Below are 12,676 nucleotides of genomic sequence, written 5' to 3'. Positions count from 1 at the left end.
CTCCCCCTCTCCCCCGGGTGCCGCCCGCGGTCCGGGGTGGTCGGGGTCGAGCGGAGCGAGCCCCCCGCCATCCCAACGGTCCGTCAGTCGGGGAATCCGGTAGAATGTCGCCCGATCACCCCTTGTCCCCTCCCCGTTCGGCCGGGACGGGCGTCCCCGAGACGCCCGGATGGCCCGGCATGCGCACCCCGTCGGCGAGGGGAGGGGCGGCCTCAAGGGCCGACCGGCGACTGGACCCGGATCGAGACCGGACCGGGGCGGTCGGCCCGGACCAGCAGCAGGCCCCGGGCGGGGTCCCGGAGCGGGGAGACAACGGCGCCGGGGACGGCGGCCCTCGCCTCGACGGTCGATCCCGGCGGGAAGAGCGAGGGCGGCAGGGAGATCTCCGTCTCCCCCAGCCCCGGGAGGTGGTGCCAGTCGAACTCCAGGACGTGGGGATCCCCCGACTCGTCCCCCCGGCGGAAGGAGAACCGGACGGGCATTCCGGCGGTGGCCCGGGGGTAGGGCCGGGGGCGGAAGTTGGGGCGAGGGCGGCCGTCGGGCAGGAGGATGCTGAAGTCCTCGCCGTTCCAGCGGTCCTTGAGCGTCGGCGACCAGTCCGGCGTCAGGTTCCACTGGGCCCCGGAGGCGAGCGCGGCGTCGAGCCGGTCGTACACCTCGTCCACGTAGGCCCCGACGCCGACGACCCGGGCGTCCATGCCGAACTCCCCCACGAACAGCGGGGCGTCCCAGCGGGCCGAGGTCGCGGTCATGTGCCGGAAGGCGTTGTCCATGGTGGCGGTCAGGCCGTGCCACCGCTTCAGCACGATGGTCGTCGGGTTGTAGTAGTGCGGCGCGTAGGCCATCGGGCCGTCGTCGGGGCGGGGCAGCCTCGTCTGCAGCCCCGTGTTCGTGGTGATGTGCCCCTCCAGGAACAGGATGGCCGAGGGGTGCCGGGCCCGGATGACGGCGGCGGCGTCCCGGTAGAGCGGGGCCAGCTCCCTGCGCTCGTGCCCCCAGGGCTCGTTGATCGGGTCGTAGCCGATCACGCCCGGCTCCCCCGAGAAGGCGGCGGCCACCCGGGAGAGCATGAGCAGGTATCGGGTGCGGACGCCGTGGGCGTCGTCGAAGAAGTCGGCGAACGACTTGTGCGTGGTCGGGTCCGAGAACATCTTCAACGGCCAGGCGGCGCAGTCCGGGCTGTTGTCGGGGACCGACGGCGTCCCCCGGGGGGAGACGGCCCAGGCGGGGAAGCCGTCGCCGCTGCCCCGGGAGGCGAACCGGGAGAAGCCGTCCTGGTGGACGTCGACGACCGTGGAGATCCCCCGGCGGGCCGCCTCGGCCGCGACGGCCAGCTCGGCCTCCAGGTACGACTCGTCGTAGACGCCGGGGCTCGGCTCGTACGCCTCCCAGACGAACAGCAGGCGGATGACGTTGAAGCCCATCGCCGCGACCCGGTCGAGGTCCTCGGGGCTGATCGCCGGGTGGAAGGGCGGGACCTTGGAGTCCCCCGACAGGTTCACCCCCCGGAGCAGGACCACCCGGCCCGCCGGGTCGACGAAGTGCCGCCCCGAGACCCGCAGGGCCGCCGGGGCCGATTGGGGAGAGGGCCGGACCGGGTCCGCCCCGGGCTGGGCCGCGGCCCGGCCCGACGGCCCGATCGCCGTCCCCACGAGCCCCAGGGCCAGGACCCAGGTCCAGGCCCATCCGGCCCGGGAGTCCCGCCGCCCCCGGGCCGGGCGTCCGTCCCCGACCTCGTCCCTCGATGCCGAGGATGCCATTCCCTGACCTCCGTGTCGTGGTCCGCCACGGCGGACATCCTCCGAGCCCGGGCCCTCCCGGCCCGGCCTCCCGCCGCGATCCCGCCTGGCATCCCCTCCGATGCGGGAACGCCCCCGATCCGTGCCATCGGGGTGGAGCAACTCCGGAACCCTTCGGGGGCGGGGGGCGGAATCCGATCCGTGAGGCGGGCCCGCGCCGCGAGACTCGCCACGGACCAGGGGGGCGGCCCGGGGCTGGGTCCCTCGGCGAGGACCCACCCTACGATGAAGACCCCGCCTCTCGCCATCCCTCCTCCGCCATCCGGCCCCGGCCCGACCGCCTTCGTCCCAGGGACGATCGAAATCGGGCCACCCGGCCCGACCTCGGGTCGCCATCGAAGATCGGCCTCCCGTGCGGCCCGGCCCTCCCCGATCGGGGCCGAATCGCCGGCCGGGGCGTCGGACGGGGCGGACCTGACGGACGATCGGGTCGGACGCGATCTGACGCCTGGGGAGGATATAGTGGTATTTTGATCAGGTTGCAATCAACAAACGACCAGTGTATCAGTTTGCATCGTAGTCGACGGATGGTACGCTTCCATCCGGTGGAGCCGGGCCGGGTTGGCTTCAGTCGGGGCCGCCCCGGATCCGATGCAGGGAGGAATGGCGCCCCGCGCCGACCGAGTCGAATCGACCCGCACCCACACCCGGACCCACCGTCAAGAAGGGGGAGCGACCCCAATGGCCAGCGGCACCGAGACCACCCTGATCCGGCTCGGCGAATTCCAGGACGGCCAGGAGGCCGAGTGCTTCGCCGTGCTCGCGACCCGCGAGAAGGGTACGACGAAGAAGAACGAGCCGTTCGTGAAGTGCTATTTCCGGGACCGGCACCTGACGGTCGAGGCCCCCCTCTGGGCCGACAGCCGGTTCCTCAGGCAGGCCGACGGCTGGACCGAGGGGCTGGCCTACCGGCTCCGGGCCCGGGGCCGGTTCAACGCCCGGTACGGCCTGCAACTGGAGCTGATCGACCTCCGCCCCGCCGGCGGCCCCGACGACGAGGCCGACGGCTTCGACATCGGCACGCTCGTCGAGCGGTCGAAGTACCCCCAGGGGGACCGCCTGGGGAAGATCCTGGAATTCGTCGGCCGCTACATCGAGGACGAGAAGCTCTCGGAGCTGGTCCGGCGGATCCTGGAGGCGCACGCCCCGGCCCTGGAGCTGATGCCGGCCGCCTCCCACATGCACCACAACGTCACCGGGGGGTTGGTCGAGCACCTCTGGAGCGTCACCCGGGTCAGCATCCTGCTGGCCGAGCATTACGGCCGCTATTACGAGGAGCTGAACCCGCCGCTGAACCGGGACGTGATCGTCGCCGCCGCGATCCTGCACGACATCGGCAAGCTCCGGGAGCTGGAGTACCACCCGATCGAGGCGAAGTACACCACCGAGGGGAACCTGATCGGCCACATCCTCATGGGCCGGGACCTCGTCCGCGACACCGCCCGGGAGATCGGCGACTTCCCGGTCGAGACGCTCCTGCTGCTGGAGCACGCCATCCTCGCCCACCACGGCAAGACCGAGTTCGGCTCCCCCAAGCCCCCGGCCACGCTGGAGGCGATGATCCTGCACTACGCCGACGAGCTGGACGCCAAGTTCAACGCCGTCGCCAAGGTGCTCCGCACCGCCGACGGCGAGGAGCCGTTCACCTCCAAGATCTGGGCCGTCGAGAACCGGAGGTTCTACCGGGGCACCCCCCTGCCGCTGCCCGACCAGGACCAGCCGCCGTTCTGACGACGAGGGCCGCGCTGGCCCGGGTTGGGGAGGGGTATTACAATCGGGGGCGGACATCGAGGGGCGACCATCGGGGCCGGGCGACGGACCCGGGATCGCCCCCCCACCCCGCCCCGCTGGTCGCACCAAAGGATCACGACATGACGACCCGACTGACCGCCCCCCTGGCCGCCTCGGCCCTGGCCTGGGCCCTGTTCACCGGCTGCTCCTCGCCCGACGCCGAGGTCGAGCCCGTCGAGACGACCGGGGCCGGCCCCGAGATGCCCGGCGACGTCTTCGCCGCGGAGGACGCCGCCCTCGCCCAGGTCGAGCTGGACGACGAGCAACGCGAGCTGATCAACCAGCTCCCCCCCGAGGACGCCGAGCTCGCCCTGGCCCAGACGGTCTGCCCCGTCTCCGAGGAACCGCTCGGCTCGATGGGCGTGCCGATCAAGGTGGATGCCGACGGCACCCCCGTCTTCGTCTGCTGCGCCGGCTGCAAGGGGGAGGTGGAGGCCGACCCCGCGGCGTTCCTCGCCAAGTTGCCCCAGGGCGAGCCCGCCGCCGCCGAGGCCCCGGCCCCCGAGGGTGAGGGTTCCTGAGTCGAGTCGAGTCGCGTCGGCCGGGCCATGGCCGAGGCCGGGAACGAGATCGGGCCGCCGCCGATGGGGGTCGGCGGCGGCCCGATTGGGCCCGATGCGATCGGGCCGATTCGCCCGGGGTTCCGGCCCGGCTCAGATGTCGAAGTAGAGGTAGAACTCGTAGGGGACGGGCCGGAGGTTGACCTGCTGCAACTCGCGCTCGCGCTTGTAGTGGATCCAGGTCTCGATGACGTCGGGGGTGAAGACGTCCCCCCTGAGGAGGAACTCGTGGTCCTTCTCCAGGGCGTCGAGCACCTCGGCGAGGCTCCCGGGGGTGCTCCTGATCTTCACGGCCTCCTCGGGCTCCAGGTCGTAGAGGTCCCGGTCCATCGGCTCGCCCGGGTCGATCTTGTTCTGGATGCCGTCGAGCCCGGCCATCATCAGGGCGGGGAAGGCGAGGTAGGGGTTGCAGGAGGGGTCGGGGCAGCGGAACTCGATCCGCTTGCCCTTGGCGCTCTTGCTGTAGAGGGGGATGCGGATGGCGGCCGAGCGGTTCCGCTGGCTGTAGACCAGGTTCACTGGGGCCTCGTAGCCGGGGACCAGGCGGCGGTAGGAGTTGGTGGTGGGGTTGGTCAGGGCCAGGAGCGCCGGGGCGTGCTTGAGGAGGCCGCCGATGTAGTAGCGGGCGGTGTCGGAGAGGCCGGCGTACTTGGTCTCGTCGAAGAACAGGTTGGTCCCGTCCTTCCAGAGGCTCTGGTGGGTGTGCATGCCCGAGCCGTTGTCGCCGAAGATCGGCTTGGGCATGAACGTCGCGGTCTTGCCGTGGCGGCGGGCGACGTTCTTGATGACGTACTTGTAGTAGAGGACCTTGTCGGCCATCGCGCGGAGGGTGTCGAAGCGCATGCCGATCTCGCCCTGCCCCGAGGTGCCGACCTCGTGGTGGTGCAGGTCGATCGGGATGTCGAGCTTCTCCATCTCGATGATCATCTCGCTGCGGATGTCCTGCAGCGAGTCGGCCGGCGGGACGGGGAAGTACCCCTCCTTGTGGCGGATCTTGTAGCCGAGGTTCGGGCCCTCGTCCCGGGCCGAGTTCCAGATCGCCTCCTTGGAGTCGACCTTGTAGAAGCCGGTGCTGGCGGTCTGCTCATACCGGACATCGTCGAAGATGAAGAACTCGGCCTCGGGCCCCCAGTAGGAGGTGTCGGCGATGCCGGTCGACTTGAGATATTCCTCGGCCTTGGTGGCGATGTACCTCGGGTCCCGGCTGTAGGACTCCAGCGTCACCGGGTCGTAGACGTTGCAGATCAGGGTGAGCGTCGGCACGGCCATGAAGGGGTCGATCTTGGCCGTGTCGGGGTCCGGCTTCAGCAGCATGTCGCTTTCTTGGATCTGCTGATAGCCGCGGACGCTCGAGCCGTCGAATCCCAGCCCGTCCTCGAACAGGTCGGCTTCCAGGTTGCGCACCGGGATCGAGAAGTGCTGCCAGACACCGGGGAGGTCGATGAACCGCAGGTCGACGATCTGGACTCCGGCGTCCTTGGCCATCTTCTGAACGTCGGCGGGGGTCATAGCCATTGCTGAGACGGGCTCCGTGCTAGCGGGGGAGAGGGGGGATGGGTCGGTCGGTCGGCGGGCGGCGTTCTCCCGCACGGTCGTCGGCGCGCGGCGCGAGACCGTGCCCATGGTCCTGGCTTGGGAAGGAGAAATACCCGTTCGGCGCCGCCGACGCAAGGGGCCAGTCCGCCAATCCTCCCCTCCCCCGGGCCGCCCCCGGCCCGGGCGGCCGCCGCCGGGGGCTCACGTCGGGTCCCGTCCGGATCCGATGATCTGTCTCACGGGGTTTGGCGTCGCGCCCGCGGAGGTGCGGGGGCGGTCGCCTTGCCCGGACGCCGCGGGGGCCGCCGAAGGATGAGGCGCCCCCGATCGGCCCGGCCCCGTCCCGGTACCTCTCCCGCCGGTGTCCCCCCGACCAGGATATCCCTCGCACTGGACAGGAGGTCCACCGCAGTGCTCAAGACGACGCGATCTCGACCGTGGCGGCCGGGATGGGCGATGGCGGCCGCGCTGGCCGGGCTCGGGGTCGCCGGGAGGGTCGACGCCCAGGTCGGCCCCGACGGCCTCCCCCCGCTACCCCCCTCCGCCGCCCCCTCCCCGGTCGCCCCCCTGCCGATGGCCGAGGCCCCCGCCCCGGCCGTCGACCCCGTCCAGCCCTATGCACTGCCCGCCGCCGAGAACGTCCTGGCCGGCGAGCAGCCCACGCTCGAGGCCGCCGCGGGCGAGGCCGCCGCCGAGGGCGAGCCCCGCCGCTACATCATGGAACTCTTCGGGGCTGAGGACAGCAAGTTCCAGATCTACGGCTGGATTCAGAACAGCTTCACCGCCAACCCCGCCTTCCCCTCCGACGGCATCAACTTCGGCGTCACCCCGAACTACAAGTCCAACGACTGGATGGGCAACCAGTATTACACCGTCTTCGAACGCCCGCTCGACCACGACGGCGAGGTCAACTTCGGCGGCCGGCTGGACTTCCTCTTCGGGCACGACCACTCGTTCAACAAGATGCGGGGCGTCTTCGACGGCGCCTTCGGCGCCACCCAGTTCGCCGGCATCGACCTGGCCCAGTTCTACGCCGAGATGCACCTGCCCGTGCTGACGGAGGGCGGCCTCGACCTCAAGTTCGGCCGCTGGTACACGCTGCACGGCTATGAGGTGGTGCCGGCGATCGGCCGCCCCTTGCTGTCGGTCCCCTACATGTTCACCTTCGGCCAGCCGTTCACCCACTGGGGGCTGATGACGACCTGGAACGTGAGCGACAACCTGGTCGTCTACAACGGCATCCCCCAGGGCTGGGACCGCTTCCAGAACGAGAATGCCCCGTGGGGCTACATGGGAGGCTTCAGCTACACCGGGATGGAGGACAAGCTCAACCTCACCTTCGTCTTCAGCAGCAACGCCAACGTCTATCCGAGGTTCTTCAACGTCGCGATCGGCGACACCCCGACCCTCGGGTCGAATGCCGATTACACCGACGACTCGACCAACCTCTGGACCACGGTCCTCTCCTACCAGTGGACCGACCGGCTGACCCAGGTGATGGAGACCGACCAGGGGATCGAGTATGGCGTCCCCTTCGACGCCTCGCCCGACGACGACGTCGCCTTCGTCCGCCGGGGGAATGGCACCTGGTACAGCTTCGGCAACTGGTTCCTCTATGAGCTGGGCGACAACCTCACCGGCGTCTGGCGGAGCGAAATCTTCTGGGACACCGACGGCGTCCGCACCGGGACCGCCGACCGCTACTACGAGCAGACCCTCGGCATGATCTACAAGCCCTGCCCCAACCTCTGGATCCGCCCCGAGACCCGGTGGGACTGGGCCCAGTACGGCTCACCCTACAACGGCGGCGTCTCGGGCAGCCAGTTCACCTACGGCCTGGACGTGATCCTGCTCTACTGAGCGGGCGAGCGGGGCCGATCGCTGCCGGACATCGAGGCCCGCGGCCACCCGGGGAATCCCGGACGGCCGCGGGCCTCGGTGCGCGCCATTGCGGCGGCGCTGCCCGATCGGCAGGCGAGCATGGCGGCCGTCCCGGCCACCCCGACGCCGGAAATCGGGACGCAACTCATGGTCGTGTCACGGATAGGGGCGATCGTCCCGGGTCGGCTCGGGGCGGATGGCACGGAATATTCTCTGCCGAGACGGCGATCTCGGGCGCGGGACGCACCGATGCGCTCTCAAAGCCGCGCCCGACTGTCCCCGATGACATCCATCTCGATCGATCGATCGCGCGAGCCCGGCCCCGGCCGGGCGTCGCCGACGCGAGGGGACGCGGCGGGGACGCCCGGACGGGGCCCCCGCCGAAGGTCGCCGACGATCGCCATCCCCCGAGGGAACTGACCGATGCAACGCCGCCGGAACCGGACCCTCTTGCTCGCGCTGGGCGCGACGACCGGCCTTTGGCTCGCCCTGGCCCCCCCCGCGATGGGCCAGGAGGAGGACCTGGCCTCCGTCGTGGCCGGCCAGAAGGTCGCGCTGGACACCCTCTGGGTCATGCTCGCCGCCTTCCTCGTGTTCTTCATGCAGGCCGGATTCGCCTACGTCGAGGGCGGGCTGACCCGGTCGAAGAACACGAATAACATCATGATGAAGAACCTGGGCGACTTCGCCCTGGCGACCCTGGGCTTCTGGTTCTTCGGCTTCGCCATCATGTTCGGCGACGGCAACGGCCTGTTCGGCCACTCCGGATGGCTGCTCCAGGGGGCCGACAACTCCCCGGCGATCGACGACTACGAGGGCGTGTATGGCTCGATCGCCTGGTCGGGCGTCCCCCTGGCGGCAAAGTTCATGTTCCAGCTGGTCTTCGCCGGCACGGCGGCCACGATCGTCTCCGGGGCGATGGCCGAGCGGACGAAGTTCCACTCCTACATGATCTACTCGTTCTTCATCAGCGCCTTCATCTATCCGGTCGTCGGCCACTGGATCTGGGGCGGCGGCTGGCTGGCGGGCCTCGGCATGTGGGACTTCGCCGGCTCGACGGTCGTGCACTCGACCGGAGCCTGGCTGGCCCTGATGGGGGCGATCTTCCTCGGCCCCCGGATCGGCAAGTACACCAAGGACGGCAAGGTCAACCCGATCCCCGGCCACTCGATCCCGATGGCGGCGCTGGGCGTCTTCATCCTCTGGCTCGGCTGGTTCGGCTTCAACCCCGGCTCGACGATGGCCGCCACGCCGGACATCGCCCACATCGCCATGACCACCAACCTGGCGGCCGTCACCGGGGCCATCGGCGCGATGGTGCTCTCCTGGGCCCTGTTCCGGAAGGCGGACATCAGCATGACCCTCAACGGCGTGCTCGCCGGCCTGGTGGCGGTCACCGCCCCCTGCGCCTTCATCGCGCCGTGGTCGGCCGCCCTGATCGGCCTGGTGGCGGGCCTGCTGGTGGTCGCGGCGATCCTCTTCTTCGACAAGGTCGGGGTCGACGACCCGGTCGGCGCCGTCTCCGTGCACGGCGTCTGCGGCGCCTTCGGCACCCTCGCCCTGGGCCTCTTCGCCGAGGACCGCTTCGCCCCCGACACCACCGGCGACGGCCTGCTCTTCGGCGGCGGGGCCGGGCTCCTGATCCACCAACTCATCGGCGTGGCGGCCGTCTTCGGCTTCTGCGTGGTGGTCGGCGGCATCCTCTTCGGCGCCCTCAAGCTGACGCTCGGCCTGAGGGTCTCGGCCGACGAGGAGGTCAACGGCCTGGACATCGGCGAGCACGGGATGGAGGCCTACCCCGACTTCGCCCCCACGGTCAAGGCGTCGGTCCCCTACGAGGACTACCCGATGGCCGCCCGCAAGGTCTCCCCGAAGTCCGAGCCCTCGGCCACCCGGCCGGTCGAGGTCGCCTCGGCCCGGTGACGCGACCGGTCGGCGACCCGGACCGGCGCCCCGAAGGGCCCCCCGACGCGACGAGGCGTTGGGAGGCCCTGGGGACCGGCCTCGTCCTTCCCGTCCCGTCCCGTCCCGTCCGTCGGCCTGATCCACCCGAAGTCGAGCGCCGATCCCCCCCGGGGTCGGCTTCACCACCCCGATTCAACCGACGCCCGCGGCCCTGCCCGGCCCGGGCCAGCACGACGAGGCTGGCCCGGGCCGCACCGGCCGTCGGCGATGGGAGCGGCCCCCGACCCCACCATGAAGCTGATCATCGCGATCATCCAGCCCACCAAGCTCGAGACGGTCAAGCTCGCCCTGTCGAAGGTCGAGGTCTATCGCCTCACCGTCATGGACGTGCAGGGCTTCGGCCGGCAGAAGGGATTCACCGAGGTCTACCGGGGCCACGAGTTCACCGTGAACCTGCTCCGCAAGATCGAGCTGCAGATCGCCGTGAACGACGAGTTCATCGAGCCGGCCATCACCGCCATCATCGACGCCGCCCGATCCGGGCCCGAGGGGGAAATCGGCGACGGCAAGATCTTCGTCCTCCCCCTGGACGACTGCATCCGCATCCGCACCGGCGAGCGCGGCCCCGACGCCATCTGACCGCCGGGGGGCCGGGCACCGGGGGCGAATGGCCGATGCCGGGCATCCGCCCCCGCTCCCCGGCCATTCCCCCTCGACCCGCCCCCGGTCACCCCGGGCCCGGGACCTTGTCGTCCGGGGATCGTGCGGGTGGGGGACGGGGTCCGCCGGCTCACGCCGCCGAGGGGGCCCCGGCCTCCCGGGCGTTCGCGATCCGGGCCGTCCGGCCTCAGGCCAGCGTCGCGAGCAGGCGGTCGACGGCCGCCCGCGTCTCCCGGAGCCGATCTTCGATCCGGCGGTGGAGCGTCCCCGGGCCGTCCATGCGGAGGCGACGGGCCAGCAGGGCGAAGTCCTCCGAGTCGGCGGGGGGGACGGTCAGGTCCTCGGCGTTGCCCCGGACCACCCGCAGCGCGCCGATCAGCGACCGGAAGAAGCGGCAGCCCTCTCGCAGGAGGTTCGCCGTCGGCGCGTCGAGCCGACCGGCGGCCTCCAGCGCGGCGATCGCGTCCAGCGTGCTGGTGGCCCTCAGGCCGGGATCGGCCCGGCCGTAGGTGATCTGCATCGCCTGCACGGTGTATTCGATGTCGACCAGGGCCCCCGGGCTCAGCTTGGCGTTGACGGTGCCCGGCCGGACGAGCTGGCGGACCTGCTGCGCTCGCATCTTCTTCAGGCCGTCGACGTCGAACGGCTCGGGGCCGAAGACGAAGCGGTCTCGCCGCCGCTCCAGCAACCGGCCGAGCGCCGGGTCTCCGGCCACGGCCCGCAGGCGGATCAGGGCCTGACGCTCGTAAGACCAGGCGGGGCCCCCGGCCTGATAGTACGACTCGAAGAGCGAGAGCGCCGTGGCCGGGGGGCCCCCCTTGCCGTAGGGGCGGAGGCGGAAATCCGGCTCGAAGGTCGCGCCGTGCCGGACGCCGAGCACCTGGCGGAGCCCGGCGACGAGGCGGTCGAAGTAGTCGGAGGCCGGCGGGCCCCCGGGCCGATCGGCGGCGTCCCGGTCGTCCCAGACGACCATCAGCTCCAGGTCCGAGGCGAAGCCCAGCTCCCGGCCGCCGAACTTGCCCAGGGCGCAGACGGAGACCGGCACCGGCTGCCCGTCGTTGCGGGCCGGGGGTTCGGCCCCCAGCCGCAGGGCGGCCAGGTCCAGCGCGGCGGCGATGACGACCTCGGCCACGTCGGTCAGCTCGTTGGCGAACCCCTCGGGGCCGCCGCTGAGGCCGAGGATCGACCGCACGTCGGCCCGGAAGATCTCCCGGTCCTTGAACCGTCGGAGGGCCCGGACCCGGGCATCCGGGTCGTCGGCCCAGGAGAGGCGGTCGGCCAGGTCGGCGGTCAGCTCGCCCCGATCGGGGCTGGTGGCCCAGCGCCGGGGGTCGCCGATCAGGGGCAGGACGTTCTCCGGCTGGGCCAGCAGGAAGTCCTCCCAGAGGAACCGGCTCTCCCCCAGCACCTTGACCAGCGCGTCGATCACCTCGGGCCGGTCCAGCGCGGCGAACTCCCGGGCGCGGTCGGGCCGGGCCATCAGGTCGTTGGCGAACCGGCTGAAGTGCACTAGGGCCGCCTCCGGGTCGGTGGCCCGGGGCAGCCGGGAGCTGAAGTGCTCGATCAGGATCAGGGCGTACTTCAGGGCGAGCACCCGATCCGGGTCGACCACGGGCTTGCCGGAGCGGTCGGTGATCCAGAGCGTGTCCCGGGCGAAGCCGTCCTCGGGGTCGGTCCGGACGTCGGCCCGGACGATCCGCAGCCCGCTCAGCGCCAGGGCGCCGGCCGTCAGCGAGAGGAAGCCGAAGCTGTCCCGGGACTGCACGTCGACCCGGGTCGGCGCGTCGGGGCCGCCGGGGGTGATCTCCAGCCAGATCGACTCCAGCGGCGCCCCCGGCGGGGTGCGGTCCCCCAGGGCGGCGGCGAACCGGCCGATGAGCCGGTGGTGGACCTCGTCGTGCTGCCCCTGCCGGAGCCGATGGGCCAGGTCGCACAGCTCCTGCTCGAACGCCCCCCAGTCGGGGGGGCCGCCGCCGTCGACCGGCCGGACGAGGAACACGTCGACGATCTTCCTGCGGCGATCCGGCCCCACCGGCCCCTTGGCCGACGCCCTCGGCGGGCCGACCCGCCCGGGGAGTCCCCCCGGCCTCCCCCCCGGGCCCCGGGGACGGGGACGGGCCGGGCCCGGGCCCGCCGACGCCGACTCCTCCTCCTCCGGCGGCTCGGAGGTGTAGATCCGCGCCTCGACCACCGAGAGGCGGTGGATCGCCAGCAGCGAGCAGACGGTCGAGAGCAGCTGGAAGGCGTCGTAGCCGACGATCTCGACCCGGCAGGTCCCCTCGTCGTCGGCCGGCCCGGCCCAGACCCGGACGGGCCGGTCGGCCCCCAGCTCCCGGATCAGGCCCAGGTGCCGGGACAGCGCCTCGGCGTCGAACCGGGCGAGGTAGTCCCCGGGGAAGGAGCCGAGCAGGTGGTCGACCCAGGCTTCGGGGTGCGATCGGGCGAGTGCCCGGCGCAGGTCCGCCGGGATTGGCGTGGCCATCGGTGCTGCCCCGGACGATAATGAGACCTTCGCCCGCCGAGCACTGACCTCGCACGACCGGG

The 12,676-nt window shown here is 71.6% G+C and carries 8 protein-coding genes; 5 read left to right on the top strand and 3 right to left on the bottom strand.

Annotated features, from left to right (window positions below):
• Positions 1 to 212 precede the first annotated feature (212 nt).
• A complete protein-coding gene (locus ElP_RS11585) occupies positions 213 to 1,760 on the bottom strand; it encodes a cellulase family glycosylhydrolase (protein ID WP_197446908.1) in 1,548 nt (515 codons plus the stop codon).
• Positions 1,761 to 2,480: 720 nt separating this feature from the next.
• Here ElP_RS11585 and ElP_RS11580 point away from each other — a divergent pair.
• Both ElP_RS11580 and ElP_RS11575 read left to right on the top strand, forming a co-directional pair.
• Positions 2,481 to 3,530, top strand: a complete 1,050-nt coding sequence (locus tag ElP_RS11580; RefSeq protein ID WP_231749670.1) for a 3'-5' exoribonuclease YhaM family protein — start codon at positions 2,481 to 2,483, stop codon at positions 3,528 to 3,530.
• Positions 3,531 to 3,670: 140 nt separating this feature from the next.
• Complete coding sequence (locus ElP_RS11575) at positions 3,671 to 4,111, top strand: hypothetical protein (protein WP_145269405.1); 441 nt, start codon at positions 3,671 to 3,673, stop codon at positions 4,109 to 4,111.
• A gap of 132 nt (positions 4,112 to 4,243) precedes the next feature.
• Here ElP_RS11575 and glnA read toward each other — a convergent pair whose 3' ends face one another.
• Positions 4,244 to 5,659 (bottom strand): type I glutamate--ammonia ligase, encoded by a 1,416-nt coding sequence (gene glnA / locus ElP_RS11570; protein ID WP_145278393.1) that lies wholly within the window; start codon positions 5,657 to 5,659, stop codon positions 4,244 to 4,246.
• A gap of 483 nt (positions 5,660 to 6,142) precedes the next feature.
• Between glnA and ElP_RS11565 the strand changes: the two genes are divergently transcribed.
• The 3 genes from ElP_RS11565 to ElP_RS11555 all read left to right on the top strand — a co-directional run bounded on the left by ElP_RS11565 (position 6,143) and on the right by ElP_RS11555 (position 10,111).
• A complete protein-coding gene (locus ElP_RS11565; RefSeq protein ID WP_197446906.1) occupies positions 6,143 to 7,546 on the top strand; it encodes an outer membrane beta-barrel protein in 1,404 nt (467 codons plus the stop codon).
• 444 nt (positions 7,547 to 7,990) lie between these two features.
• On the top strand, positions 7,991 to 9,490 hold the full coding sequence (locus ElP_RS11560) for an ammonium transporter (protein ID WP_145269401.1): 1,500 nt from the start codon (positions 7,991 to 7,993) through the stop codon (positions 9,488 to 9,490).
• Between the two features lie 273 nt (positions 9,491 to 9,763).
• Positions 9,764 to 10,111, top strand: a complete 348-nt coding sequence (locus ElP_RS11555) for a P-II family nitrogen regulator (RefSeq protein ID WP_145269399.1) — start codon at positions 9,764 to 9,766, stop codon at positions 10,109 to 10,111.
• Between the two features lie 208 nt (positions 10,112 to 10,319).
• Here ElP_RS11555 and ElP_RS11550 read toward each other — a convergent pair whose 3' ends face one another.
• A complete protein-coding gene (locus ElP_RS11550) occupies positions 10,320 to 12,614 on the bottom strand; it encodes a [protein-PII] uridylyltransferase family protein (protein ID WP_145269397.1) in 2,295 nt (764 codons plus the stop codon).
• Positions 12,615 to 12,676 lie beyond the last annotated feature (62 nt).

Source organism: Tautonia plasticadhaerens (assembly GCF_007752535.1).
Classification (GTDB): Bacteria; Planctomycetota; Planctomycetia; order Isosphaerales; family Isosphaeraceae; genus Tautonia; species Tautonia plasticadhaerens.
Note: the sequence above shows the minus strand (reverse complement) of the source record. Positions and strands in the feature narration are given on the sequence as shown.

Coding starts and splice junctions, on each gene's coding strand:
- ElP_RS11585 (WP_197446908.1), bottom strand. CDS start 1,760: ATGGCATCCTCGGCATCGAGGGACGAGGTCGGGGACGGACGCCCGGCC.
- ElP_RS11580 (WP_231749670.1), top strand. CDS start 2,481: ATGGCCAGCGGCACCGAGACCACCCTGATCCGGCTCGGCGAATTCCAG.
- ElP_RS11575 (WP_145269405.1), top strand. CDS start 3,671: ATGACGACCCGACTGACCGCCCCCCTGGCCGCCTCGGCCCTGGCCTGG.
- glnA (WP_145278393.1), bottom strand. CDS start 5,659: ATGACCCCCGCCGACGTTCAGAAGATGGCCAAGGACGCCGGAGTCCAG.
- ElP_RS11565 (WP_197446906.1), top strand. CDS start 6,143: ATGGCGGCCGCGCTGGCCGGGCTCGGGGTCGCCGGGAGGGTCGACGCC.
- ElP_RS11560 (WP_145269401.1), top strand. CDS start 7,991: ATGCAACGCCGCCGGAACCGGACCCTCTTGCTCGCGCTGGGCGCGACG.
- ElP_RS11555 (WP_145269399.1), top strand. CDS start 9,764: ATGAAGCTGATCATCGCGATCATCCAGCCCACCAAGCTCGAGACGGTC.
- ElP_RS11550 (WP_145269397.1), bottom strand. CDS start 12,614: ATGGCCACGCCAATCCCGGCGGACCTGCGCCGGGCACTCGCCCGATCG.